The 24,045-nt window shown below is 71.2% G+C and carries 25 protein-coding genes and 1 rRNA gene; 8 read left to right on the top strand and 18 right to left on the bottom strand.

Features of this window, described 5'->3' with window-relative positions:
- Window positions 1-35 precede the first annotated feature (35 nt).
- Window positions 36-809, top strand: a complete 774-nt coding sequence (locus ACZ4UV_RS14175; protein WP_390043023.1) for a DUF4253 domain-containing protein — start codon at window positions 36-38, stop codon at window positions 807-809.
- Window positions 810-918: 109 nt separating this feature from the next.
- On the opposite strand, the gene ACZ4UV_RS14170 is transcribed toward ACZ4UV_RS14175, so the two are convergent.
- On the bottom strand, window positions 919-2,112 hold the full coding sequence (locus ACZ4UV_RS14170) for an aminotransferase-like domain-containing protein (RefSeq protein ID WP_467838002.1): 1,194 nt from the start codon (window positions 2,110-2,112) through the stop codon (window positions 919-921).
- Between the two features lie 333 nt (window positions 2,113-2,445).
- Here ACZ4UV_RS14170 and ACZ4UV_RS14165 point away from each other — a divergent pair, with 333 nt between their 5' ends.
- Entirely contained in the window at window positions 2,446-2,664 is a 219-nt protein-coding gene (locus tag ACZ4UV_RS14165; RefSeq protein ID WP_467837999.1) for a hypothetical protein, read from the top strand.
- Between the two features lie 59 nt (window positions 2,665-2,723).
- Here the strand turns inward: ACZ4UV_RS14165 and hemB are convergent, their stop codons facing one another.
- Together hemB and ACZ4UV_RS14155 are read right to left on the bottom strand one after the other, a co-directional pair.
- Window positions 2,724-3,716 carry a porphobilinogen synthase gene (gene hemB, locus ACZ4UV_RS14160; protein WP_451022296.1) on the bottom strand — a complete coding sequence of 331 codons (993 nt, stop codon included), beginning with the start codon at window positions 3,714-3,716 and terminating at the stop codon, window positions 2,724-2,726.
- 110 nt (window positions 3,717-3,826) lie between these two features.
- On the bottom strand, window positions 3,827-4,192 hold the full coding sequence (locus tag ACZ4UV_RS14155; protein ID WP_451022295.1) for a hypothetical protein: 366 nt from the start codon (window positions 4,190-4,192) through the stop codon (window positions 3,827-3,829).
- Between the two features lie 162 nt (window positions 4,193-4,354).
- Here ACZ4UV_RS14155 and ACZ4UV_RS14150 point away from each other — a divergent pair, with 162 nt between their 5' ends.
- From ACZ4UV_RS14150 to ACZ4UV_RS14140, 3 genes are read left to right on the top strand one after another with little or no spacing between them, the layout of a single operon-like run.
- Window positions 4,355-4,705 carry a hypothetical protein gene (locus tag ACZ4UV_RS14150; protein WP_451022294.1) on the top strand — a complete coding sequence of 117 codons (351 nt, stop codon included), beginning with the start codon at window positions 4,355-4,357 and terminating at the stop codon, window positions 4,703-4,705.
- Window positions 4,702-5,496, top strand: coding sequence for a hypothetical protein (locus ACZ4UV_RS14145; RefSeq protein WP_451022293.1), 795 nt, complete (start codon window positions 4,702-4,704; stop codon window positions 5,494-5,496). The genes ACZ4UV_RS14150 and ACZ4UV_RS14145 overlap by 4 nt, the downstream gene beginning before the upstream one ends.
- A 57-nt stretch (window positions 5,497-5,553) precedes the next feature.
- Window positions 5,554-5,928: a roadblock/LC7 domain-containing protein gene (locus ACZ4UV_RS14140; RefSeq protein WP_451022292.1), complete on the top strand. Its 375-nt coding sequence runs from the start codon at window positions 5,554-5,556 to the stop codon at window positions 5,926-5,928.
- A 100-nt stretch (window positions 5,929-6,028) separates the two neighbouring features.
- Here ACZ4UV_RS14140 and ACZ4UV_RS14135 read toward each other — a convergent pair whose 3' ends face one another.
- The 5 genes from ACZ4UV_RS14135 to ACZ4UV_RS14115 all read right to left on the bottom strand — a co-directional run bounded on the left by ACZ4UV_RS14135 (window position 6,029) and on the right by ACZ4UV_RS14115 (window position 11,696).
- The gene (locus tag ACZ4UV_RS14135; protein ID WP_351486209.1) at window positions 6,029-7,735 is read right to left on the bottom strand and encodes a bifunctional uroporphyrinogen-III C-methyltransferase/uroporphyrinogen-III synthase; all 1,707 of its coding nucleotides are present in this window, start codon (window positions 7,733-7,735) and stop codon (window positions 6,029-6,031) included.
- Entirely contained in the window at window positions 7,732-8,691 is a 960-nt protein-coding gene (gene hemC / locus ACZ4UV_RS14130) for a hydroxymethylbilane synthase (protein ID WP_390043007.1), read from the bottom strand. The genes ACZ4UV_RS14135 and hemC overlap by 4 nt, the downstream gene beginning before the upstream one ends.
- Entirely contained in the window at window positions 8,688-10,388 is a 1,701-nt protein-coding gene (locus ACZ4UV_RS14125; protein ID WP_390043006.1) for a glutamyl-tRNA reductase, read from the bottom strand. Before ACZ4UV_RS14125 ends, hemC begins: the two co-directional genes overlap by 4 nt.
- Window positions 10,385-11,140 carry a redox-sensing transcriptional repressor Rex gene (locus ACZ4UV_RS14120; RefSeq protein WP_390043005.1) on the bottom strand — a complete coding sequence of 252 codons (756 nt, stop codon included), beginning with the start codon at window positions 11,138-11,140 and terminating at the stop codon, window positions 10,385-10,387. Before ACZ4UV_RS14120 ends, ACZ4UV_RS14125 begins: the two co-directional genes overlap by 4 nt.
- A 280-nt stretch (window positions 11,141-11,420) precedes the next feature.
- Window positions 11,421-11,696, bottom strand: a complete 276-nt coding sequence (locus ACZ4UV_RS14115; RefSeq protein ID WP_390043003.1) for a glutaredoxin family protein — start codon at window positions 11,694-11,696, stop codon at window positions 11,421-11,423.
- Window positions 11,697-11,844: 148 nt separating this feature from the next.
- Between ACZ4UV_RS14115 and ACZ4UV_RS14110 the strand changes: the two genes are divergently transcribed.
- From ACZ4UV_RS14110 to ACZ4UV_RS14100, 3 genes are all read left to right on the top strand, one after another.
- Entirely contained in the window at window positions 11,845-12,768 is a 924-nt protein-coding gene (locus ACZ4UV_RS14110; RefSeq protein WP_351486201.1) for an HAD family hydrolase, read from the top strand.
- A gap of 421 nt (window positions 12,769-13,189) precedes the next feature.
- On the top strand, window positions 13,190-14,035 hold the full coding sequence (locus ACZ4UV_RS14105) for an ECF subfamily RNA polymerase sigma factor, BldN family (RefSeq protein ID WP_390043002.1): 846 nt from the start codon (window positions 13,190-13,192) through the stop codon (window positions 14,033-14,035).
- A 234-nt stretch (window positions 14,036-14,269) separates the two neighbouring features.
- Window positions 14,270-15,514, top strand: coding sequence for a DUF5667 domain-containing protein (locus ACZ4UV_RS14100; RefSeq protein ID WP_467837989.1), 1,245 nt, complete (start codon window positions 14,270-14,272; stop codon window positions 15,512-15,514).
- A gap of 131 nt (window positions 15,515-15,645) precedes the next feature.
- Here the strand turns inward: ACZ4UV_RS14100 and ACZ4UV_RS14095 are convergent, their stop codons facing one another.
- From ACZ4UV_RS14095 to rrf, 10 genes are all read right to left on the bottom strand, one after another.
- Window positions 15,646-16,749 (bottom strand): lysophospholipid acyltransferase family protein, encoded by a 1,104-nt coding sequence (locus ACZ4UV_RS14095; protein ID WP_467837987.1) that lies wholly within the window; start codon window positions 16,747-16,749, stop codon window positions 15,646-15,648.
- A 14-nt stretch (window positions 16,750-16,763) separates the two neighbouring features.
- The gene (locus ACZ4UV_RS14090) at window positions 16,764-17,849 is read right to left on the bottom strand and encodes an NAD-dependent epimerase/dehydratase family protein (protein ID WP_451022663.1); all 1,086 of its coding nucleotides are present in this window, start codon (window positions 17,847-17,849) and stop codon (window positions 16,764-16,766) included.
- A gap of 170 nt (window positions 17,850-18,019) precedes the next feature.
- A complete protein-coding gene (locus ACZ4UV_RS14085; RefSeq protein WP_003948845.1) occupies window positions 18,020-18,118 on the bottom strand; it encodes a 30S ribosomal protein bS22 in 99 nt (32 codons plus the stop codon).
- A gap of 130 nt (window positions 18,119-18,248) precedes the next feature.
- Entirely contained in the window at window positions 18,249-18,458 is a 210-nt protein-coding gene (locus ACZ4UV_RS14080) for a helix-turn-helix domain-containing protein (RefSeq protein WP_067299677.1), read from the bottom strand.
- Window positions 18,459-18,588: 130 nt separating this feature from the next.
- Window positions 18,589-19,404: a phosphatase gene (locus ACZ4UV_RS14075; protein ID WP_451022664.1), complete on the bottom strand. Its 816-nt coding sequence runs from the start codon at window positions 19,402-19,404 to the stop codon at window positions 18,589-18,591.
- Between the two features lie 401 nt (window positions 19,405-19,805).
- Window positions 19,806-20,978, bottom strand: coding sequence for an acetoin utilization protein AcuC (locus tag ACZ4UV_RS14070; RefSeq protein ID WP_467837983.1), 1,173 nt, complete (start codon window positions 20,976-20,978; stop codon window positions 19,806-19,808).
- On the bottom strand, window positions 20,929-22,149 hold the full coding sequence (locus tag ACZ4UV_RS14065) for an MFS transporter (RefSeq protein WP_351502863.1): 1,221 nt from the start codon (window positions 22,147-22,149) through the stop codon (window positions 20,929-20,931). The genes ACZ4UV_RS14070 and ACZ4UV_RS14065 overlap by 50 nt, the downstream gene beginning before the upstream one ends.
- Window positions 22,150-22,230: 81 nt before the next feature.
- Complete coding sequence (locus ACZ4UV_RS14060) at window positions 22,231-22,962, bottom strand: VC0807 family protein (RefSeq protein ID WP_390042988.1); 732 nt, start codon at window positions 22,960-22,962, stop codon at window positions 22,231-22,233.
- A 93-nt stretch (window positions 22,963-23,055) separates the two neighbouring features.
- A complete protein-coding gene (locus ACZ4UV_RS14055) occupies window positions 23,056-23,700 on the bottom strand; it encodes an HAD family hydrolase (RefSeq protein WP_390042986.1) in 645 nt (214 codons plus the stop codon).
- Between the two features lie 72 nt (window positions 23,701-23,772).
- Window positions 23,773-23,889, bottom strand: a 5S ribosomal RNA gene (gene rrf / locus ACZ4UV_RS14050).
- Window positions 23,890-24,045: the final 156 nt, after the last annotated feature.

Here is a 24,045-nt window from a genome sequence, read left to right as displayed (position 1 = left end):
CGGCGTTGTCAGTGACGCCCCTTACAGTCATCGCCATGGCGACTCTTCCCAACCCGCTGCCCAAGTTGGCGACCGACCCCAGTGGTCGGTCACTTGGGCTCCAACTCCCGCCCGGGACACTGCTCGACGACACGCTCGACGGCCCGTGGCACGCGCCGTTGCTGTGGTACGCCGGGCAGCCCGCCGGGCCCGGGACCTGGACCGCGCTCGGCGCGCCGGCCGCGCGTGCGGGGCTGCTGCCGGTGCTCATCGACGTGTCCGAGGTCGACGACTGGGACTTCGCGCCCGGGGAGACGTCGTACCCGGGGGACCACGACGCCGACGAGGTGCTGGAGGACTACTGGGAGGAGGACCCGCCGGAGGGCGAGGAGTGGCCGGGGCTCGCCCCCTCTCCGGCACTGGTCGCCGACCCGGACTCGCGGGCCGCGGACGTCGCCGACGCGCTGAGCCAGGGACGGCCCTGGCTGAAGGAGCCGCATCTGGCGCTGGTGTCCGCCCGGCGCAGCGCGGACATACCCGCGGCCATCGGCTGGAGCGGCCCGGTGAACTACGAGGAGGACGTGGCCCGGCTGTGCGCGGTGCTGCGCTCCTGGGAGGACCGGTTCGGCATACGGGTGGTGGCGCTCGGCTTCGACCACCTCGCGCTGTCCGTCGCCGCGCCGCCCGCCGACCTCGACGCGGCGGAGGCGGTCGCCGCCGAGCACTTCGCGTTCTGCCCGTACACCGTGCTGCCCGGCGCCGACGACACCCTCTCGTCGTACGCCGAGCAGCTGGTCGGCGAGCGGCTGTGGCACTTCTGGTGGGACTAGCGCCCCGTAAGGGGCGCTGAGGGTGCCCCCCGGCCGAAGGCTGGGGGAGGAGCTGCGCGACCAGCCCCCACCGGCCCGCAGAGAACGAACCGCGTAACCCGCGGAACGCTCAGCCGCCCAAGCCCTTGGCCAGCCTCCGCAACCCCTCCCCGATCTCCTCCGGCGTCTGCGTCACGAAGCACAGCCGCAGCGTCGAGCGGTCGGGGTCGGCGGCGTAGAAGGGCTCGCCGGGGACGTAGGCGACGTTGTGGTCCACCACTTGGCGGAGCAGCGCGGTGGTGTCGTACGACGACGGGAGCCTGGCCCAGAGGAACATGCCGCCCTCGGGCCGGTTCCAGGTGGAGCCGGCCGGGAGGGCGTCGGGGAGTCCGGCGAGCATGGCGTCGCGGCGTTCGCCGTACACCGCGCGCACCTTGGCGACGTGGGCGTCCAGCACGTCCAGGTAGCGGGCGGCGGCGAGCTGGTTGAGGGTCGGGGTGTGCAGGTCGGCGGCCTGTTTGGCCACCGCGCAGGCGCGGCGCAGGGCGGCGGGGGCGCGGAGCCAGCCGAGCCGCAGGCCGGGGGCCATGACCTTGGAGAAGGAGCCGAGCAGGACCGTGCGGTCCTCGGCGCCGGGGAAGGACGCGATCCAGGGGACGTGGTCGCCGTCGTAGCGGAGCTCGCCGTAGGGGTCGTCCTCTATGACCCACAGGCCGTGCCGGGCGGCGACCGTGGCCAGGGCGGCCCGGCGGGCGGCGGGCACGGTGCGGCCGGTGGGGTTCTGGAAGGTCGGGACGAGGTAGAGGAGCTTGGGCCGTTCGGCGCGGATCAGCTCCTCCAGGGCGGCCGGGTCCACGCCGTCCGCGTCCCCGGGCACGGGCAGCACGCGTGCTCCGGCCAGCCCGAACACCTGAAGTGCCGCGAGATAGCAGGGGCTTTCGACGAGGATCGTGTCCCCGGGGTCGATCAGGGCGCTCGCGAGGAGGGAGAGCGCCTGCTGGGAGCCGGTGGTGACGAGGAGGTCGTCGGCCGCGGTGGGCAGGCCCCGCGTGGCGATGCGCGCCGCCAGCCGCTGCCGCAGTGCCGGCTCGCCCTCGGTCGTCGAGTACTGCAGCGCCCGCTCCGGCGCCTCCTCCAGCACCGTGCGGAAGGCGGCCGCGATGCCCTCCCGGTCGAAGAGCTCGGGGGCCGGCAGCCCGCCCGCGAAGTTGATCACCTCGGGCCGGGCGGTCACCGCGAGAATCTCCCGCACGGGTGACCCGCCGACGGTCCGGGCCCGGTCCGCGAGCGGGGGAAGCGGGGCGGGGGCAGGGGTGAGGGTCATGGACGGCTCCTTGGGCTGATCCTCGTCTTGGCGGGAGCCTAGAGAGGTACGTGCCGCCTACACCCGTAATTCCGCGATCCGGACGGGCGGGGCAGGGGCAGCGGGCCGGGACCCCCGGCGCGGCCTTCCGCGGGCTTCGGACGTCCCGTTCCGCCGTCCCGCGGGACGGGATCCGCGCAGCTCACAGGGGCGGACCGGGCTCGGGCGTCCCGAATCTCCCGTCGGCTCTGGCGGTCGGGGCGGGCCGCCCCACAGGCTGAGGGCACGTCAACACCACCGCTCACCCCCCACCCTCAACGCCGCCCGAGCCGAGATCGCCAAGGGAGCCCTCGCATGTCCGTCCCGCACCGCACCCCGGCCCCCGGCCGCCGCCGTCTCCTGGCGGCGGCCGCCCTGGCGCTAGTCGCCGCGACCGCACTGAGCGGATGCCGGGACGGCCAGGGCGTACGCGACGAGGGCCCGTCCTCCTCCGCGGCCCGCGTCCGGCCCGCCGTCAGCCCTGCTCAGGCCCCGGCGTCGACGCCCGCACGGACGCCCGCGCAGACGTCGTGAAAGTGCCCCGGCGGAATCTCGTCCGCCGGGGCGCAGGAGAGGGGCGCCGGTGTCCGCGCTCAGCCCAGCATCCGGGCGGCCTCCACCGCCCAGTAGGTGAGGATGTTCTGCGCGCCGGCCCGCTTGATGCCGGTCAGGGTCTCCAGGATCGCGCGCTCGCGGTCGATCCAGCCCTTCTCGGCGGCGGCCTCGACCATCGAGTACTCGCCGGAGATCTGGTAGGCGGCGACCGGCACGTCCACCGAGTCGGCGACCCGCGCGAGGATGTCGAGGTAGGGCCCGGCCGGCTTGACCATCACCATGTCGGCCCCCTCCTCCAGGTCGAGGGCGAGTTCGCGCAGCGACTCCCGCACGTTGGCGGGGTCCTGCTGGTAGGTCTTGCGGTCGCCCTTCAGCGAGGACCCGACGGCCTCGCGGAAGGGGCCGTAGAAGGCGGAGGCGTACTTCGCGGTGTAGGCGAGGATCGCGACGTCCTCGCGCCCGATCTGGTCGAGCGCGTCGCGCACGACGCCGATCTGCCCGTCCATCATCCCGCTGGGCCCGACGACATGGGCGCCCGCGTCGGCCTGTACCTGGGCCATCTCGGCGTACCGCTCCAGGGTGGCGTCGTTGTCGACACGGCCCTCGGCGTCCATCACCCCGCAGTGCCCGTGGTCGGTCGTCTCGTCGAGGCACAGGTCGGACATCACCAGCAGGTCGTCGCCGACCTCGGCGCGCACGTCGCGCAACGCGACCTGGAGGATCCCGTCCGGGTCGGTGCCGGGCGTGCCGAGGGCGTCCTTCTTGCTCTCCTCGGGCACCCCGAACAGCATGATCCCGGAGATGCCCGCCTCGACCGCCTCCGCGGCCGCCTTCTTCAGGCTGTCCCGGGTGTGCTGCACGACGCCGGGCATGGCGGCGATCGGCACCGGCTCGCTCACGCCCTCCCTGACGAACGCCGGGAGGATGAAGTCCGCGGGGTGCAACCGGGTCTCGGCGACCATGCGCCGCATGACGGGGGTGGTCCGCAGCCGTCGCGGCCGCGTGCCGGGGAAGGAGCCGTACGTCGTCATGCCCTCTACGCTACGCCCGTCACAAGAGCGCGCTTGCCGACTCGGCGTCGGACTCTACGTCGGCGCCCGACCCGCGCACGGGTGGGCGGGGACGCCACGGCACCGGGAGGTCAGACCTCCAGCTCGCCCTCCAGCTTCCTGAGGCTGTGCCGGGCCAGCGCGAGGTTGCTCCGGCCGCGGTCGAGCGCGAGGTAGAGGAAGAGCGAGCCGCCGGCCTTCGTCAGGGGACGGATCAGGTGGTACTGGCCGCCGAGCGTGATCAGGATGTCCTCGATCTCGTCGTCGACGCCGATGGACTTCAGCGTGCGCTGCTTGGCGCGGACGACCTCGGTGTTCCCGGCGGCCGCCAACTCCAGGTCCAGGTGCGGTCCGCCGCCCAGCACGCCGAGCGACATACCGCTTTCGTAGTCGACCAGGGCGACCCCGACGGCCCCGTCGATGCTCATGGCTTCCTTGAGCGCTGTCTCGATGTTCACGCTGGTGCCCTCGATTTCCTTACATGGGTCGACTCGGACGCAAGCAGTTCGACGGAGGTTGCTCCCTGACCTCTCCGAGTCCGAATAAGCGTCATCTTTGGCCAGTGTTGCAACAGTTGGCAATAAAGTACTGTGCGACCGAGGGGTCGGGAGGGGGAACTCATGGCTTTGCTCGACACCGTCCTGCGCGACGTCGGACGGACGCCCGGCGTCACCGCGGCCGCCCTCCTGGACGGCGTGACCGGCCTCTCCTACGCCGAGTACGGCGCCCAGGAATCGGCCCAGGACGCCCAGCAGACCGTCCACTTGGCGACCATGCACCTCAACAGGGCGGGTTTCACCGGCGATCTGGAGAGCATCGTCGTCACCACCGCCGCCCACCACCATGTGACGACCCGCGTCGACCGGCAGGGCGACCCGCTCCTGCTGTTCGCCCTGGTGGACCGGGACCGTACGAACATCACGTGGGCGCTGCGGGACCTGGCCGAGCACACGGGCCGACTGCTCGCATGACGCAGGAGACACCGACCGCCCGCAACGTCCCTGCCCTGCTGGCCGGCCTGCACGCCGAGCGGCGCTCCTGCGCGGTGCTGGTCTCCGGCGCCCCGGGCGGTGTCATCCACGTCCGCGACGGCATGGTCGTCGGCATGGAGACCCCCGGCGCCCCCGGCGTCGAGGTACTCCTCCTCAAGTCGCACCGGATCACCGAGGACGACTGGACGGCCGCCCGCGCCACCGGCGCCGACCCCGCACGCCTGGCCCTGGAACTGGTCGCCGAGGGCCTGCTGGGCGCCGCCGAACTGGAGATCACCGGCCAGGCGGCCCTGTTCGACGCGGCCTTCGCCCTCGCCCTGACCACCCCGGACGGCTGGGAGGTGACCGATCCCCGCCCCCTGCTCGACACGGGCGTCGCGGTACCGCCCGACCGCCTGGTCACCGAGAACACCCGCCGCATCCGCCTGCTGGCGAACGAACGCGGCGCCACCGCGCGCTTCGCCCGCGACCGCCTGGAACCGGCCCCGGCCGCCCGCGACCCGCGCCAGACCGCCCGTCTCTCGCCCCGCCATCGGAACCTCATGGCGGTGGCCGACGGCCGCAGGACCCCCCGGGACATCGCCTTCACCCTCGGCCGCGGCCTGTTCGCCGTCATGCTGGACCTCCGCGACCTCCTGGCCCTGGGCCTCCTCCAGCCCCCGTCCGCGACCCCCGCCGGCCGCCCGAGCACGGCCCCGCGCACCCCACCCGCTCCCCCCACGGCAGCACCGCGCCCGTCGTCGACCCCCCTCCCCCGCCGCAAGCGCTAGTCCCGGGCAGCGGTGACCCACGCACCGCCGAGCACGACAGCACAGGAAGAAGCCACCATGAACGATCCCGTGCAGGACATCCTCGTCTCCTTGCGCGACCGGGTGATGGGCGTCCGTGAGACCACCCTGGCCACCGTGGACGGACTGGTGGTGGCCAGCGACACCGACAAGACCCAACCCGAGTCCATGGCCGCCGTGGCCTCCGCCGCCCTCTCCCTCGGCCACCGCCTCGCCGACCAGGGCGACACCGGCACCCTCCGCCAGCTCACGGCCCAGTGCAGCGCGGGCCACGTCATCGTCACGGCGGTGGGCACCCGAGCCCTCCTGGCCGTCGTCACCGACGAGGGCGTGGACGGCCTGGCCTTCGACCGCGAGATCCCGACAGTGGTCGAAAACCTGAAGAAGATCCTCGCCAACGACACGCCCCGATAGGGGCGCGGGGAACTGCGCGACCAGCCCCCACGCACCCGCGGACATCCACGCACGGGAGAGGGGGCCTGGGGCGCAGCCCCAGACCCCCTCTCACCTCACCTCACGTAGTGGTACGCCTCCTGCGCGCCCCCGGCCGCCGCTCACTCGGCCGAGTCACCGGATCCCCGGCCTCCAGCGCGCTCGCGCGCCTCCGCAGACCGAACTCCGCCAGCGCCTCCGCCAGCTTCGCGGCCGACGGCTCCGGAGCCATCACGTCCACCCGAAGCCCGTGCTCCTCGGCCGTCTTGGCCGTGGCCGGCCCGATACAGGCGATCACCGTCACGTTGTGCGGCTTCCCGGCGATACCCACCAGGTTCCGCACGGTGGACGACGACGTGAAGAGCACCGCGTCGAAGCCGCCGCCCTTGATCGCCTCCCGGGTGTCGGCCGGTGGCGGCGACGCCCGCACGGTCCGGTAGGCGGTCACGTCGTCCACCTCCCACCCGAGCTCGATGAGCCCGGCGACCAGCGTCTCGGTGGCGATGTCGGCCCGCGGCAGGAACACCCGGTCGATCGGGTCGAAGACGGGGTCGTACGGCGGCCAGTCCTCGAGGAGCCCCGCGGCCGACTGCTCGCCCGACGGCACCAGGTCCGGCTTCACGCCGAAGGCGACCAGCGCCTTCGCGGTCTGCTCCCCGACCGCCGCGACCTTGATGCCCGCAAAGGCCCGGGCGTCGAGCCCGTACTCCTCGAACTTCTCCCGGACCGCCTTCACCGCGTTGACCGAGGTGAACGCGATCCACTCGTAGCGCCCGGTGACGAGCCCCTTCACGGCCCGCTCCATCTGCTGGGGCGTGCGCGGCGGCTCGACGGCGATCGTCGGCACCTCGTGCGGCACGGCGCCGTACGACCGCAGCTGGTCGGAGAGGGACGCCGCCTGCTCCTTCGTGCGCGGCACGAGCACCTTCCAGCCGAACAGCGGCTTGGACTCGAACCACGACAACTGGTCGCGCTGGGCGGCGGCGGACCGCTCACCGACCACGGCTATCACCGGCCGGCCGCCGTCCGGCGAGGGCAGCACCTTCGCCTGTTTCAGGGTCTGCGCGATGGTGCCGAGGGTGGCGGTCCAGGTGCGCTGCCGGGTCGTCGTACCGGCGACGGTGACCGTCAGCGGGGTGTCCGGCTTGCGGCCGGCGGCGACCAGTTCCCCGGCGGCCGCGGCCACCGAGTCGAGGGTCGTCGACACGACCACGGTGCCGTCCGAGGCGCCGACCTCGGTCCAGCACCGGTCCGAGGCGGTACGGGCGTCCACGAAGCGGACGTCCGCGCCCTGCGCGTCCCGCAGCGGCACACCGGCGTACGCCGGCACACCCACCGCGGCCGCGACACCCGGCACGACCTCGAACGGCACACCCGCGGCCACGCAGGCGAGCATTTCCTCGGTCGCGTACGTATCAAGTCCCGGGTCCCCGGACACCGCACGGACGACCCGCCTGCCACCCCGCGCGGCCTCCATGACAAGATGAGCCGCATCCCGCACGGGCGGGAGGGAAGCGGTTGTTGACGCGCCGTCAACAACCGTGAGTTGAGGCGTGCCCGTGCCCGGATACGGGTCCGACGACGGATCCGGATTCGTGGCCACGACGGAGACGCCCTGCCTGGCGTGGCTTCTGATCACGTCGAGCACGTCGTGCTCGGCGACCAGGACGTCCGCGCTGGACAGTGCCTCCACGGCACGCAAGGTCAGCAGTCCCGGATCCCCGGGTCCGGCACCCAGGAAGGTGACGTGCCCGTGTTCCAGGCCGGCGGGAAGGTTGGTGGGGCTCAATGTGCTCGCTCCCCCATCAGACCGGCCGCGCCCTGGGCAAGCATCTCGGTGGCGAGTTCGCGACCGAGCGCCGTCGCCTGGTCGTATGTCTCGGGCACGGGACCGGTGGTGGACATCTGCACCGTCCGGGTGCCGTCGGTCGTGCCGACGACTGCCCGCAGGCGCATTTCCTTGACAATCTGCCCGTCGGCCAGCAGGTCGGCAAGCGCGCCCACAGGGGCGGAGCAGCCGGCCTCCAGGGCGGCGAGCAGTGATCGCTCGGCGGTCACGGCGGCCCGCGTGAGCGGGTCGTCGAGTTCCCCGAGCGCGGCGATCAGCGACGCGTTGTCCGCGGCGCACTCGATCGCCAGTGCCCCCTGGCCGGGGGCGGGCAGAACCGTGTCGACCGACAGGAAGTCGGTCACCTCGTCGATGCGGCCGATACGGCTCAGGCCGGCCGCCGCCAGCACCACGGCATCGAGCTCGCCGTCGTGTATGTATCCGATCCGGGTGTCGACGTTCCCCCGGATCGGCACGGTCTCGATGTCCAGCCCGTGCGAGCGCGCGTACGCGTTCAGCTGCGCCGCCCGGCGCGGCGCACCGGTGCCGATGCGGGCCCCGCGCGGCAGGTCGGTGAACTTCAGCGCGTCCCGGGCGACGATCACGTCCCGCGGGTCCTCGCGCACCGGTACGGCGGCCAGGACCAGGTCGGCGGGCTGGGTGGTCGGGAGGTCCTTCAGCGAGTGAACCGCGAAGTCGACCTCGCCGCGCAGCAGCGCGTCCCGCAGGGCGGTCACGAAGACGCCCGTGCCGCCGATCTGTGCGAGGTGCTCGCGGGAGGTGTCGCCGTAGGTGGTGATCTCGACCAGCTCGACGGGCCGCCCGGTCACCCGGCTCACGGCTTCCGCCACCTGTCCGGACTGGGCCATGGCGAGTCTGGATCGCCTGGTCCCCAGTCGCAGTGGAATGTCACTCATGCCGGTCGGTCCTTCTTGTCTGTGCTGTCCACGGCCCGGGAGACGGCGGCCACCGTCTCGGGGTCGAGGTCGAACAGGGTCCGCAGCGCGTCCGCGTACCCGGCGCCGCCGGGCTCGGCCGCGAGCTGCTTGACCCGTACGGTCGGCGCGTGCAGCAGCTTGTCGACGACCCGGTGCACGGCCTGCCGGATCTCCCCGCGCTGCCGTTCGTCCAGGTCGGGCAGGCGCCCGTCGAGCCGCGCGATCTCGCTCGCGACGACGTCGGCGGCCATCGTCCGCAGGGCTACCACGGTAGGCGTGATGTGCGCCGCCCGCTGGGCCGCGCCGAAGGCGGCGACCTCGTCCGAAACGATCCGCCGCACCTGGTCGACGTCGGCCGCCATCGGCGCGTCCGCGGACGCCTCCGCCAGCGACTCGATGTCCACCAGCCGCACCCCGGCCAGCCGGTGCACGGCCGCGTCGATGTCGCGGGGCATGGCGAGGTCGAGGAGGAAGAGCGCGGGGGCGGGCCGGACGAACCCGGCGACCGGCTCCGGCCTGCGCCGCTCCGGGATCCGGCCGACCCGGGCGGCGGCCTCGGCCAGCGCCCCGATCAGCTCGGCCTCGGCCTCCGGCGTACGGCGGGCCGCGTCCCGTCGGTCGACGGTCCCGTTGTCCACCCAGGCCGCGTGCTGCTCCAGCTCGGCCGCGGCCATCCCGGCGACGGCGGCCTCCCCCATGACCGAGAAGCCGCTCTGCTCGGCGGTGCGGTCGAGCGGGCAGTTGTCGTCGGCGCCGAGTCCGCCACCGGGGCCGGTGACGGCCGGCGGCTGCTTCGGCGCCGTCGGTGCGTCGATCTCGGCGACCGGCTCACCCGTACGGCCCTCGACCGCCGCCGCAACCGCCTCCGCGCCCAGCACCAGTCCGGTCGCGCCCGTGCAGGAGACGGCGACGTCGGCACGTGTCAGCTCGCCCGGCACCGCATCCATCGGTACCGCGCGGGCCGTCACGTCCGTGTCGTCGGCGTCGTTCAGGATCTGCGCGAGCCGCTCCGCACGGTCGTACGTGCGGTTCGCGACGACGATCTCCGAGACCCCCGCCCGCGCCAGCGTGGCAGCGGCCAGCGAGGACATCGATCCGGCGCCGATGACCAGCGCCTTCTTGCCCTTGGCCCAGGCCTCGACGTCGGTGCCGGCGGCCAGCTGCTCCAGGCCGAAGGTGACCAGGGACTGTCCGGCCCGGTCGATCCCGGTCTCGGAGTGGGCACGCTTGCCGACCCGGAGCCCCTGCTGGAACAGGTCGTTCATCAGCCGACCGGCACTGTGCAGCTCCTGCGCGCGGGCCAGCGAGTCCTTGATCTGCCCGAGGATCTGCCCCTCGCCGACCACCATCGAGTCGAGCCCGCAGGCCACCGAGAACAGGTGGTGGACGGCGCGGTCCTCGTAGTGCACGTAGAGATAGGGGGTGAGCTCGTCCAGCCCGACCCCGCTGTGCTGGGCGAGCAGCGTGGACAGCTCGGCGACCCCGGCGTGGAACTTGTCCACGTCGGCGTAGAGCTCGATGCGGTTGCAGGTGGCGAGGACCGCTGCCTCGGTGGCCGGTTCGGCGGCGACCGTGTCCTGGACCAGCTTGACCTGGGCGTCCGCGCCGAGCGCGGCCCGCTCCAGGACGCTGACCGGTGCGCTGCGGTGGCTCAGCCCGACGACGAGGAGACTCATGCCGGCATCACGGCGGGTACGTCCCCGTCGGGCCCCTGCTCGCCGGCCTCCTGGTGCGCGGTGACGGGCGCGGCCACGCCCTCGTGCTCCTCGCCCGCCTTGCGCTGCTCGTGGAAGGCGAGGATCTGCAGCTCGATGGAGAGGTCGACCTTGCGTACGTCGACGCCGTCCGGGACGGACAGCACGGTCGGCGCGAAGTTCAGGATGGAGGTGACCCCGGCGGCCACCAGGCGGTCGCAGACCTGCTGGGCGACGCCCGGCGGGGTGGTGATCACGCCGATGGAGACGCCGTTGTCGGAGATGATCTTCTCCAGGTCGTCGCTGTGCTGCACGGCGATCCCGGCGACCTGCCGTCCGGTCATCGCCGGGTCGGCGTCGATGAGGGCGGCGACCCGGAAACCCCTGGAGGCGAACCCGCCGTAGTTGGCGAGGGCGGCGCCCAGATTTCCGATACCGACGATCACGACCGGCCAGTCCTGGGTCAGGCCCAGCTCGCGGGAGATCTGGTAGACGAGATACTCGACGTCGTAGCCGACACCGCGCGTTCCGTACGAACCCAGGTAGGAGAAGTCCTTGCGCAGCTTCGCGGAGTTGACCCCCGCGGCCGCGGCCAGCTCCTCCGAGGAGACCGTGGGGACCGAGCGCTCCGACAGTGCGGTCAGAGCGCGGAGGTACAGCGGAAGCCGGGCGACGGTGGCCTCGGGGATCCCTCGGCTGCGGGTCGCCGGTCGGTGAGTTCGGCCAGTTGCCACGGTGCTCCAACGGGTTGAGCGGGGCTGCGGACGGTCACACGTACCCAGACCGCCCCGTCGACAGCAGGCTATGTCTTTGTGAACGCGTGCACAAAGATGGTGTCCGATTTGCCCGGCCAACGTGACCGGGGTCACGCACCCCCGGCGCAGTCGTGCGGAACCGGCGCACAAGCGCCCGCGCTCCCTCTCCGATGGGGGCAAAACCGTACACACTCCTCACGAATCCCGCCCCCGAGACCAAGCCGGCTCGATCCTAAGCGACTTTTCCAGCCGGTTTGGACTAGTCGGTCAGTGCCTTGCGGAGCCGTTCCTCGTTCACGCGCCAGAAGGTGTGCTGTTCGCCGTCGACGAGTACCACCGGGATCTGTTCCCAGTAGAGATCGTGAAGCCGGGCATCCTGGGTGATGTCCTTCTGCTCCCAGGGCACTCCGAGATCGCCGCACACCTTCTCGACCACGACCTGTGCGTCATCACACAGATGGCAGCCGGGTTTACGGATGAGGGTGACCGATCGCGCACTCGGCGCGGGCGCCTTCCGGCCAAAGAGGGGACTCATGACGTCCATTGTCCCGCCCCTGGGAGGGCATGTCCGCCGTCTTCTGCACGGGTTCTTCGCTTTGTTTAACGACCCGGTCGCGGAGAGTTCACACCGAGCCAACTCCCGTGACTCCGGAACTCCCGAACAAACTGGCTATGCTCACGACATGGCCGCTCTCGGATGGCTCACTCCCCGTAGGCGCTCCGCCACGGCGCGGAGCGTGTTGGCAGGCGAGGCCTCGGCGGAGGCCGCGCGCAAGAACCAGGAAGCGACGGCGCCGCTCGACGAGGCAGCGGAGCCGGACTTCCCGGTGCTCGGCGACGACAAGGCCGCCGCGTTCTTCGACCTGGACAACACCGTCATGCAGGGCGCCGCCATCTTCCACTTCGGCCGTGGCCTGTACAAACGGAAGTTCTTCGAGACCCGCGACCTGGCCCGGTTCGCCTGGCAGCAGGCGTGGTTCCGGCTGGCCGGCGTCGAGGACCCCGAGCACATGCAGGACGCCCGCGACTCGGCCCTCTCCATCGTCAAGGGCCACCGCGTCGCCGAGCTCCAGACCATCGGCGAGGAGATCTACGACGAGTACATGGCCGAGCGCATCTGGCCCGGCACCCGCGCCCTCGCCCAGGCCCACCTGGACGCGGGCCAGAAGGTGTGGCTCGTCACAGCGGCCCCGGTGGAGATCGCCGGCGTGATCGCCCGCCGACTGGGCCTGACGGGCGCGCTGGGCACGGTCGCCGAGTCGGTGGACGGCGTCTACACGGGCAAACTGGTCGGCGAGCCCCTGCACGGCCCCGCCAAGGCGGAGGCGGTACGCGCCCTGGCCGCCGCCGAGGGCCTCGACCTCTCCCGCTGCGCGGCCTACAGCGACTCCCACAACGACATCCCGATGCTCTCCCTGGTCGGCCACCCCTACGCCATCAACCCGGACACGAAGCTGCGCAAACACGCCCGCGAGCTGGACTGGCGCCTGCGCGACTACCGGACGGGGCGCAAGGCGGCGAAGGTGGGCATCCCGGCGGCGGCCGGCGTCGGCGCGGTGGCCGGTGGCACCGCGGCCGCGATCGCGTTGAGCCGACGGCGTCGATAGTCCGGCGTCGGCCGGGCAGGACATCGCCGCAGCACCGCGGGCCGGTTCTCAGCCGCCGGCACGTCGTGGCCGGTCGCGCAGTTCCTCCCCCAGCCTTCGGCCGGGGCACCCCCAGCGCCAGTGAGCGTCCCCACCCCGGTCCCCACCCGCCGCGCGCCCCGAATTATCGCTCGGTCACCCCAACACGCCCCGCACATCGCCGAAACCCGCACGTTTTCGTTCAACAACCGGTCAGCCTAAGGCTCTTGAGCGACCGCCAAACGGTTACAGAAGCGACGCAATCGATGATTTGAGCAACTCGGTGTAGCAGTGCCTGCACGAAGCGTTATTCTCCTCAGACGCAAACCGGTACCCCTCCGTCGCTACGACGGGTGAAAGGTTCCGTACTGCACGTGATGGAAGCTCTGCCTCTGGGAGTCCCGTGTACCCACACGTCGGGGTTGACGCCTCGGGCCTGGCTACGCTGCGCGCAACAGTCGCGACGGTCAAAGAGACGCTGCGCGGCCTTGTCCCGACCGCGTACGCCGTCCCCGCCTTCGCCACCGCCGCCCCCGTCGGCCCGTGCTACGCACTGGCCGACGGCATGGAACAGGCGCCGGCGCGCAGCGCCGTCGTCGAGGGCCGCCGCTCCGGCGACGGACGCGGCGTGGGCAGACGCGGCCGCACCACCGGCACCGGCACCGGTGCCACCACCGCCCGCCGCCCGGCCGCAGACAGTGACAGCGCCCGGATGATGGACCTCGTGGAGCGCGCCCAGGCCGGCGAGGCCGACGCCTTCGGCCGCCTCTACGACCAGTACAGCGACACCGTGTACCGCTACATCTACTACCGCGTCGGCGGCAAGGCGACCGCCGAGGACCTGACCAGCGAGACGTTCCTGCGGGCGCTGCGAAGGATCGGCACCTTCACCTGGCAGGGCCGCGACTTCGGCGCCTGGCTGGTCACGATCGCCCGCAACCTGGTCGCCGACCACTTCAAGTCGAGCCGCTTCCGCCTGGAGGTCACCACCGGCGAGATGCTCGACGCCAACGAGGTCGAGCGCTCCCCCGAGGACTCCGTCCTGGAGTCCCTCTCCAACGCGGCCCTGCTCGACGCCGTACGACGCCTCAACCCCCAGCAGCAGGAGTGCGTGACGCTCCGCTTCCTCCAGGGCCTCTCGGTCGCCGAGACGGCCCGCGTGATGGGCAAGAACGAGGGCGCCATCAAGACCCTCCAGTACCGGGCCGTGCGCACTCTCGCCCGGCTCCTCCCCGACGACGCCCGCTGAACCGGCCACCCTGGGCGACGCTCAACTCACGCTCCGTCAAAGCACGTTGCCTTTCTCAGCCGATCCCCGGCCGTCCGTAACCCAAGTGCCGAGCCGCTCGTTGTGCGGGATACAGGCTCCCTGTGGTCACGTCCGACCAGACCCCGGTCACCCGATCGTGTGGACTGGTCGGGGGCGTGCAACCCTCAGGACCCCCTGGGGAGTCGACCGTCATGACGAGAGGAGGTGCCGCCAGTGATCGCGAACGTATCGGCCCACCGGCGGGCGAACGCCTTCGCCCAGGCTCTGGAGGAGCAGCCCGACCGGGACCCGGCGGCCGAGCCGTCCGGAGGACCCACGGGCGATCCACCGGCCGCCCCTGACCGGGCCGAACGGACCGAGCAAGGCGAGCTGTTGGCCCTGGCGACAGGGCTCGCCGCGCTGCCCAAACCGGAGCTCGACCCGGAGGTCAAGGTCGTCCAGCGGGCCCAGCTGGTGGCCGCGATGGAGGCCATGCTGGCGGAGGGCACCCTGGGCGGGGCGGCGGACGCTTCGGTACCCGAGCAGCGTGCGTCCCGTGCCAAGGGCGCGCACCGGGCCGGCCCGCTGGGCAAGTTGCGTCCGCGTTCCCGGCTCACCAAGGGGCTCGCCGCGGGCGGCCTGAGCGTCGGCGTGGCCGCCGGAGCCTTCGGCGGGGTAGCCGCCGCCAGCTCCGACGCCCTGCCCGGCGACTCCCTGTACGGCCTCAAACGCGGCATCGAGGACTTCAAGCTCAACTATCTGTCCGACGGTGACGACCAGCGCGGCCAGACCTACCTCGACCAGGCCTCGACCAGGCTGATGGAGGCCCGCCGGCTCATGGAGCGGGACCGCGGCGGCCACCTCGACCACGAGTCGATCGGCGAGATCCGCCGCACCCTGTCCGGGATGCAGCACGACGTCACCGAGGGCCACCGCCTGCTCCACGAGGCGTACGAGCGCGACCCGAACTCCCTGGGCCCCATCCAGGCCCTGTCCGCCTTCGCCCAGTCCCACCGCGAGGCCTGGGGCGCCCTGCGCAGCAGGCTCCCGGTCCAGCTCGGGGACGTCAGTCAGCAGGTGTCGTCGGTCTTCGACGCCATAGACCAAGAGGTCGCCCCGCTGCAGTCCCTGCTCCCCCAGCCGTCCCAGAACACCGGCGGCGGCACCGGCAGCAAGGACTCCGGCACGGCGTCCACCGGCTCCTCCGGCAGGCACCGGTCGACGGCCCCGTCCTCCTCCGGAAGCTCCTCCTCGGGCCACGACACCGGCACCGGCGGCCCCAGCGGCTCCGCCTCCGGCAGCGCCGACAACGGCCTGCTCGGCGGCACCACGGGCGGCCTCCTGGACCCGCCGAAGACCGGTTCGACCAGCCCCTCTCCGTCCAAGAGCGCATCCAGCGCCCCGGACGTGACTCTGCCCCCGCTCCTGCCGGGCCTGCTCCCGGGCCTGGGCATCGACAGCGAGGACACGAGCAACTAAGGACTCCGCGCCCCCGGGGCGGCGGCGAAGCCGCCGTCTGGGGGCGCGGGGCTGTATTCGATGTGCGGCTGCCGCCGCGTGGGCGCGACCAGCCCCCACGCACCCGCACGCACCACTCAACGCATCGCGACTCAGAAAAAGACCGACCGCCGCTGCACAAGCAACTTGTACAGCGTGTGCTGAATCTGCTCCCGCACCTGATCCGTCAGGTTGAACATCAGCATCGGATCCTCGGCCGCCTCCGGCGGATACCCGTCCGTAGGGATCGGCTCCCCGAACTGGATCGTCCACTTCGTCGGCAACGGCACCGCCCCCAGCGGCCCCAGCCACGGAAACGTCGGCGTCAGCGGAAAATACGGAATCCCCAGCACCCGCGCCAGCGTCTTCGCGTTGCCGATCATCGGGTAGATCTCCTCGGCCCCCACGATCGAGCAGGGAATGATCGGCACCCCCTGCCGCAGCGCCGTGGACACGAACCCACCCCGCCCGAACCGCTGGAGCTTGTACCGCTCGCCGAACGGCTTCCCGATGCCCTTGAACCCTTCCGGCATCACCCCGACCAGCTCACCCTGGGCCAGCAGCCGTTCGGCGTCCTCCGCGCACGCAAGCGTGTGCCCCAGCTTCCGCGCCAGCTCGTTCACCACCGGCAGCACGAAGACCAGATCCGCCGCCAGCAGCCTGAGGTGACGATTCGCCGGATGCCGGTCGTGCACGGCGACCTGCATCATCAGCCCGTCCAGCGGCAGCGTCCCGGAGTGGTTGGCGACGATCAGCGCACCACCGTGGGCCGGGATGTTCTCGATGCCCTTCACGTCGACGCGGAAGTACTTCTCGTACACCGGCCGCAGCAGGGACATCAGGACCTGGTCGGTCAGCTCCTCGTCGTACCCGAAGTCGTCGACCTCGTACTCCCCGGTCAGCCGCCGCCGCAGAAACGCGAGTCCGCGTGCGACACGCTGCTCCAGGCCGGCCTCGTCGTGCGGCGGCTGCTTCACGCCCGTCTCAGGGTTCTCCCGGGTCACATGCACATCCTCCTGCGCGGGGATCCGCCCGGCGAGAGGCTGGACCTCACGCACCACCGCGGACTCGCGCCCCGCCGCAGGCTCACGCACCGCGGCCTGCTCGCCGCCGCCCTTGCGCCGGCTTCCCGCACCCCGGCGCCGGGCGGCCGGCCGCTGCACGGCAGCCCCGCGGGACCGGTCGTCGTCGAACGGAATGACCTTGGCGTCCGCCATCGTTGCTGCGCTCCTCAGTTGGCGCTCTGGGTCGGGTTCTGCGTCGGGGTCCCCGCCGGCGTCCGCCCGCCGCTCAGGGCGGGCAGCGCGGCGATCCGGTCGACGGCCGCGGCCACGGCCTGGGGCGGCAGCAGCCCCGGGACCTGGGCGCGCACGAAGTCCGCGAAGGTCTCCGCCGTCGTGTACTTCGGCCGGAATCCCAGCGTCTCGCGCATCTGGACCGTGTCCACCACCCGGCCGTGCGTCAGCAGCCGGATCTGCTCGGGCGAGAAGTCGCTCATGCCGAGCGTCCGCACCAGGGACCCGGCCCAGGTGACCGCGGGCAGCAGCAGCGGCACGGTGGGCCGTCCCAGCCGCCGCGAGCACTGCGAGAGCAACAGCACCCCGTCACCCGCGATGTTGAACGTGCCGCTGTTCAGCGTGCCCCGCTCCGGCTCGTGCGAGGCGATCCGCAGCACGTCGATCACGTCGTCCTCGTGCACGAACTGCAGCCGCGGGTCGTACCCGAGGACGGTGGGCAGCACCGGCAGCGAGAAATAGGAGGCGAGCGGGGTGTCCGCGGTCGGCCCGAGGATGTTGGCGAACCGCAGCACGCACACCGCCACGTCGGGCCGCCTCCTGGCGAACCCCCGCACGTACCCCTCCACCTCCACCGTGTCCTTCGCGAACCCCCCACTGGGCAGGGACTTCGGCGGGGTGGTCTCGGTGAAGACGGCCGGATCCTTCGGCGCCGAGCCGTACACGTTCGTACTGGACTTGATCACCAGCCGCTTGACGTTCGGCGACTTCTGGCAGGCGCCGAGCAGCTGCATGGTCCCGATGACGTTGGTCTCTTTGACGGTGGCCCGGCTCCCGCTGCCGAGCGGTGTCCCGGTCACGTCCATGTGGACGACGGTGTCGGCGCCGCTCTCGGCCAGCACCCGGGCGATGGTGGGCTGCCGGATGTCGGTCTGGATGAAGTCCGCCCCGCCCAGATGATGCTCCGGCGGCACCGCGTCCACGGCGACCACCCGGTCCACCTCGGGGTCACGCTGAATGCGCCGTACGAACCGGCCTCCGAGTTGACGGGCCACTCCGGTCACGAGCACGACCTTCCCCAAGATCAGCGCCTTTCTTCCGTGTTCCCGTATGCGGGCCAACTTAGCGGGTCGATGTTGCGCTGGCATGACCCCCAGCAGGCCACGACAAGCCGCAACGGCCGGAAAATGCAGTGGCCCCCCACCGTACTGGTGGGGGGCCACACACAAGCTCTCGCGGCTCGGCGCCGTAATTACTTCTTGTTACGACGCTGAACACGCGTGCGCTTGAGCAGCTTGCGGTGCTTCTTCTTGGCCATCCGCTTGCGCCGCTTCTTGATAACAGAGCCCACGACTACCCTCGCTCACTTCTCATCACTCGGTGCTGGGCATCATGGGCCCATACGACCTACGAGGGGCTAGCCTACCCGCCCGAGCGCTGAGCTCGTAATCGAGGTGCTCCGGGTTATCCCGAAACCGTCGTCAGGCGGTCTCCACCCCCACATAGCTCTCGCGAAGGTACTCGTGTACCGCTTGCTCGGGGACGCGGAAGGACCGCCCCACCCGGATCGCGGGCAGATGACCGCTGTGCACCAGCCGGTACACGGTCATCTTCGACACTCGCATCACCGCGGCGACCTCCGCCACGGTCAGGAACACAACCTCGTTCAGAGGCCTCTCGCCAGCTGCCATGACACACCTGAACCTTCCGCACTCGACGGGCCACCGGCTTCCCCTTCCGGTGACTCTTCGTCGTTGCGTGCTCACTCCCCAATGTAGGGGCGGGTGATGCGAGTGGGGAAGAGGTGCACCCACCGGCGGCCTACTGTGACAGACACGCTCGATTGAGTACGTAGCGGGTGAGCGGCGTGTAGCAATCAGACCGCACGCCGTCATCAACCGGAACGGCCACGGACACCGCCCCCTCGGCCTCCCCCACGAAGAGCGCAGGGTCATCCGTATCCGCGAGCCCAATGGCCTCAAACCCGAGCTGACCTGCACCGCAGACCCACCCATGGTCCCCGACCACCAGCTCCGGCAGGGGCCCGCCGCCCTCCGCCGCCGCATCCAGCGCCACCCGAACCGGCAGCGGCGAATGCGTGTGCGCACCCGGCGCACAACCGGGGCGTTCACGGCCCACTTCTCTCACGAACCCGACGCCTCGTACGTAATCGAGCTTGCACGTACGTAGACCGAACCGGGTCGTTATGTCGACACAGTGACCCTGCGCGGGGGTGAGGACCTCACACCCCGCCGCCGACAGCGCGTCCGCGAGACCGGCGTAGAACCCGATCAGCCGGTGCGGATGCCCGGTCCCGAACAACACGGCAGCCCGCCGCCGGGCCACCGCCCCCACCCGCTCGGCGAACGCGTCCAGCCCCGCGACCGTCAAGTCGGGATCGATCACATCATGCCCTGAAACACGCCGAGGATCGTCCGAAACCCCGCACTTGGCGGCCATCAACCGAATCAACTCCGCCTCTCCCCACCCCCCTTGCGGATCAATCCCGATCAACACCCGAGGATCCCGAGCCGCGAACAACCGATAACTCCGAAGACTCCGCTCCCGCGAGGTCCCCACCACCCCCGCCAGCCCGGCAGCCACCAAATAGTCCCGAAGCCCACCACCACTCGCCACACCAGAGATCCTGAGGCCCCAACCCCCACCAGACCCCCAGAACAGACAAAAACCGCACAGTCGGCGTAATGCACCCGATGACGAAGGCCGACCGATACCACCTCTCATCGTCCGGCGTTCGAGGACGAGAGCCGGCCCGCACTGAGGACGAGAGCCGGTCCGCACCCCCACCAGCCCGTCCGGCGTTTGAGGACGACAGCCGGCCCGCACCCCCTCCAGCCCGTCCGGCGTTTGAGGACGACAGCCGGCCCGCACCCCCTCCAGCCCGTCCGGCGTTTGAGGACGAGGCCGTTCAGGCCGAAGCGGGGGTCCGGGGGCGGCAGCCCCCGAAACGGGCGGTCGAAGGGGGCCCACCCCCTGGAAGGACGGGACGGGTAGGGGCGGCGGGGGCGAGAAAACCCCTACGCCAGCAACCCCCGCAGCGGAAACACGGCGCGCCGAGTCGCCAGCACCGCCTGATCCAAGCGATCAGCGGGGTCGTACCCCGCGTCCCACCGCGCCCACCCCACCGGCCACCGCCCGTCCGTCATCCGCCCAGGCCCCAACTGCCGAGTCCGAGCAAACACTTCCTGCCGCCACCCCTCAGGCACCAGCGCCTCAGGCGCAACCTCCCGCCCCGCCGCAACCCCCACCAGATGCGTCCACGACCGAGGCACGACATCCACCACCTCGTACCCGCCCCCACCCAACGCGACCCACTTCCCCCCGGCGAACTCGTGCGCCAGCTCATGACACGCCACCTGCACCGCCCGCTGCGCATCCAGCGAAACCGCCAGATGAGCCAGCGGATCCTCGAAGTGCGTATCGGCACCGTGCTGCGTCACCAGCACCTGCGGCCGAAAGTCCGCGACCAGCTCCGGCACGACGGCGTGAAACGCCCGCAGCCACCCCGCGTCCCCGGTCCCCGCCGGCAGCGCCACATTCACCGCGGCCCCCTCCCCCGCCCCGGCACCGACCTCCTCCGGCCACCCGGTCTGCGGGAACAACGTACGGGGATGCTCGTGCAGCGAGATCGTCAGAACCCGCGGGTCCTCCCAGAACGCGGCCTGCACCCCGTCCCCGTGATGCACGTCCACATCCACGTACGCGACCCGCTCGGCCCCCAGCTCCAGCAACCGCGCGATGGCGAGCGAGGCGTCGTTGTAGATGCAGAACCCGGACGCGGCCCCCGGCATCGCATGGTGCAACCCGCCCGCGAAGTTCACGGCGTGATCGGCATCCCCCCGCCACACCGCCTCGGCGGCCCCCACCGACTGCCCGGCGATCAGCGCCGACGCCTCGTGCATCCCGGCGAAGGCGGGATCGTCCATCGTCCCCAGCCCGTACGACTGGTCGGCCGCCGACGGATCCGCCGAGGCCGCCTTCACGGCCTCGATGTAGTCCTCCCGGTGCACCAGCCGCAGCGTCGACTCCCCGGCCGGCTTCGCCGCCACGACGTCCACCGCCCGGTCGAGCCCGAAGGCACCGACCAGACTCCGGGTCAACGCCAGCCGGACCGGGTCCATCGGATGCCCCGGACCGAAGTCATAGCTCGTTACTGCCTCGTCCCACATCAGCTGTGCGCGGCCGCTCATGCCCGCCACCGTATCGGTCCGACCTGGTCGCGAACGAACGGGCATACACCAACGTCACCAGCACCAACACCATCGGCACCAGCATCGCCCCGCGATAGCTCCACGCATCGCCGAGCGCCCCCACCAACGGCGAACCGATCAAGAACCCGACGTAGTTGAAGACATTCAGCCGCGCGATGGCCGCATCCGAAGCCCCCGGAAACAGCCGCCCCGCCGCCGCGAAGGTCTGCGGCACCAGCACGCACAACCCCAGCCCCAGCAGAGTGAACCCGACCATGCCGACCCACGCCCCCGGCGCCCCCGCCACCACCGCGAACCCGGCGGCCGCCACCACCGCCCCCAGCCGTACGACGGGTACGGCACCGAACCGCCGTACCCCGAAGTCCCCGATGCCCCGCCCGACCAGCGTGGTCACCATGTACACGTTGTACGGCACGGTGGCGAGCTGCTCACTGCTGCCCAGCACGTCCTTCAGGTACTTCGCACTCCAGTTGGAGACGGTCGAGTCCCCGATGTAGGCGAAGGTCATCACCAGGCACAGCGGCAACAGCACCTTGAAGACGACACCACCGCCCGCGCCACCACCGGCCGCCTCTTCCTCCACGGGCGCGGAGTCACCGTCCACGTACCACCGGCTCCCCACCAGCGCGGCCGGCAGCAGCACCGCGACCACCGGCAGGTACGACACCCACAGCGCGAGATGCCAGTGCGCCCCCACCCAGGCCAGCGAGGCCCCGAGGATCCCGCCCAGGCTGTACGCCGCGTGGAAGCTGAGCATGATGCTGCGCCCGTACGTCCGCTGCAGGCTCACCCCGAGCATGTTCATCGAGGCGTCCAGCGCGCCGACGGCCAGGCCGAACGCGGCCAGCGCCACCGCCAGCTCGGCCATCACCCCGCCGGACCCGACCCCGAGCAGCGCCAGCATCACCACGGGCTGGGACCAGCGCAGCAGCCGGCTGGGCCGTATTCGCTTCACCAGCTGCTCGGTGGTGACACTGCCGACACCGGCCAGGATGGGCACGGCAGCCAGAAAGACCGGCAGCAGCGCGTCGGAGACGCCGTACCGGTCCTGGATGGCGGGGATGCGCGTCACCAGCAGCGCGAAGGTGGCACCCTGAGTGAAGAAGCTGAACGCCAGTGAGGCCCTACCGCGCCGCAGCACATCTGTCATGGCGGCGAGCGTAGGGCCCCGGCGTACTCGTGGGTAGATCCAGCCAAAGATGAATTTCCTTCAGCTTTACCTTCCGGCCGCTCAGGCGGCGACCGCGAGCTCCTGTTCCTGCTTCTGCGCGGCCTCCTGGCGCTTCACCTCGTCGGTGATCAGGCACGCCATCGGCTCGGCGGCGGCACCTCCGCAGACCACCATCCCGAGGGTGATCGCGACGACCAGCAGCAGCGAGCTCAGCCAGACCATGGTGTCCACGGGGATCGTGTAGGCGCCGACGACCCGGACGACGCACTCCACCACCAGGACCAGCCCCCAGATCACGGAGAAGACCCGCTCCTTGTGCAGGAACTCCGCCGACCTGGCCGCGGTCCCGGACGCCAGCCGCTCCCAGGCGGCCTCCCGGGCCGCGTCCCCCTTGAGGAGGAACGGCCTCAGCCCCGCCGTCATCATCGGCCTGCCCAGCGCCACCGACACCAGGATCCCGATCCCGACGGTGCTGCTGACCGCACCGTCCTTGGCGAGCATGAGCCGCGGGTCACCGGAGACGAAGCTGAGCGCCAGTCCGACCACGTTCACGACCAGGATCAGCGTTGCCAGCCCGTTGACCTGGCGCTCCTTCACCACACTCCAGACCGTCCGCACGGCCGGCACCACGCTGCTCCAGGCGAGCGCCGCGAAGGTGCTCATCCCGAAGGCCCCCTTGAAGAAGTAGTACGACCCGAGGGGCACCGCCACGTCCACGATCAGCGGCCGGAGGTTCTCCAGCACGCTGGGCTGCTGCTTGCTCTGGGACCCGGTGTTCGTCGTCTTCGTCATGCCCCCAGCTTCGCGTCCGGCCGGGGTCCCCCAGTAGAAACGAACGTCCGGAGCTCGGCATGACAATTGTCAGCGCCGCCGTCATGCCCCCGGTCATTCCAGCAGGTCAGCCAACTGCCCCAGGTCCGAGAAGAGTTGGGTGGCACCCCGCAGCCGCTCGGCCGGCGTCATGGCGGTGAACCCGTACACGTCCATCCCGGCCGCCACAGCCGCCCGGACCCCCAGCGGACTGTCCTCCACCACGGCACACCGCCCCGGCGCGATCCCCATCCGCTCGGCCGCGTAGAGAAACAGATCCGGTGCCGGCTTGCCCCGCCCCACATCCTGCGAGCTGAAGATCCGCGACTCGTCGAACCACCGGTCGAGGCCGGTCGTCCGATGCCCCACCCGAATCCGCTCATGGCTGCCCGACGACGCCACGCAGTACGGCACCCCGTCCGCCGCCAGCTGTTCCAGCACCCCCGCGGCCCCCGCCACGGGCTTCAACTCCTCCTCGAAGGCGGCGAACACCCGCGCGTGGAAGACGTCGTCGAAGTCGTCCGGCAGCCGCTGCCCGGTACGCTCCAGGACCAGGTCGTGGACCCGGTGCATCGCGGACCCCATGTAGTCCCGTATGGAGTCCTCGTAGGAGGTCGGGTGCCCCAACTCGGTGAGATAGCCGGCCAGGAGCCGGTTGGAGATGGGCTCACTGTCGACAAGGACGCCGTCGTTGTCGAAGATAACCAGGTCGTAGCGCATGTCCTGAGCCTAAACGAACCCGTAAACGCAGAAAGGCCCACGCCGTGACGGCGTGGGCCTTTCCCAATATTTGTTCGGCGGTGTCCTACTCTCCCACAGGGTCCCCCCTGCAGTACCATCGGCGCTGTGAGGCTTAGCTTCCGGGTTCGGAATGTAACCGGGCGTTTCCCTCACGCTATGACCACCGAAACACTATGAAACAGACAACCGAACCGCTTTCAACAGCGGGGCTGTTCGTGGTTTCAGAACCAACACAGTGGACGCGAGCAACTGAGGACAAGCCCTCGGCCTATTAGTACCGGTCACCTCCACCAGTTACCTGGCTTCCAGATCCGGCCTATCAAC

Source organism: Streptomyces sp. NPDC028289, from assembly GCF_055565975.1.
This window is presented reverse-complemented; position numbering and strand designations above follow the sequence as displayed.

Coding starts and splice junctions, on each gene's coding strand:
- ACZ4UV_RS14175 (WP_390043023.1), top strand. CDS start 36: ATGGCGACTCTTCCCAACCCGCTGCCCAAGTTGGCGACCGACCCCAGT.
- ACZ4UV_RS14170 (WP_467838002.1), bottom strand. CDS start 2,112: ATGACCCTCACCCCTGCCCCCGCCCCGCTTCCCCCGCTCGCGGACCGG.
- ACZ4UV_RS14165 (WP_467837999.1), top strand. CDS start 2,446: ATGTCCGTCCCGCACCGCACCCCGGCCCCCGGCCGCCGCCGTCTCCTG.
- hemB (WP_451022296.1), bottom strand. CDS start 3,716: ATGACGACGTACGGCTCCTTCCCCGGCACGCGGCCGCGACGGCTGCGG.
- ACZ4UV_RS14150 (WP_451022294.1), top strand. CDS start 4,355: ATGGCTTTGCTCGACACCGTCCTGCGCGACGTCGGACGGACGCCCGGC.
- ACZ4UV_RS14145 (WP_451022293.1), top strand. CDS start 4,702: ATGACGCAGGAGACACCGACCGCCCGCAACGTCCCTGCCCTGCTGGCC.
- ACZ4UV_RS14140 (WP_451022292.1), top strand. CDS start 5,554: ATGAACGATCCCGTGCAGGACATCCTCGTCTCCTTGCGCGACCGGGTG.
- hemC (WP_390043007.1), bottom strand. CDS start 8,691: ATGAGTGACATTCCACTGCGACTGGGGACCAGGCGATCCAGACTCGCC.
- ACZ4UV_RS14125 (WP_390043006.1), bottom strand. CDS start 10,388: ATGAGTCTCCTCGTCGTCGGGCTGAGCCACCGCAGCGCACCGGTCAGC.
- ACZ4UV_RS14115 (WP_390043003.1), bottom strand. CDS start 11,696: ATGAGTCCCCTCTTTGGCCGGAAGGCGCCCGCGCCGAGTGCGCGATCG.
- ACZ4UV_RS14110 (WP_351486201.1), top strand. CDS start 11,845: ATGGCCGCTCTCGGATGGCTCACTCCCCGTAGGCGCTCCGCCACGGCG.
- ACZ4UV_RS14095 (WP_467837987.1), bottom strand. CDS start 16,749: ATGGCGGACGCCAAGGTCATTCCGTTCGACGACGACCGGTCCCGCGGG.
- ACZ4UV_RS14080 (WP_067299677.1), bottom strand. CDS start 18,458: ATGGCAGCTGGCGAGAGGCCTCTGAACGAGGTTGTGTTCCTGACCGTG.
- ACZ4UV_RS14070 (WP_467837983.1), bottom strand. CDS start 20,978: ATGAGCGGCCGCGCACAGCTGATGTGGGACGAGGCAGTAACGAGCTAT.
- ACZ4UV_RS14065 (WP_351502863.1), bottom strand. CDS start 22,149: ATGACAGATGTGCTGCGGCGCGGTAGGGCCTCACTGGCGTTCAGCTTC.
- ACZ4UV_RS14060 (WP_390042988.1), bottom strand. CDS start 22,962: ATGACGAAGACGACGAACACCGGGTCCCAGAGCAAGCAGCAGCCCAGC.
- ACZ4UV_RS14055 (WP_390042986.1), bottom strand. CDS start 23,700: ATGCGCTACGACCTGGTTATCTTCGACAACGACGGCGTCCTTGTCGAC.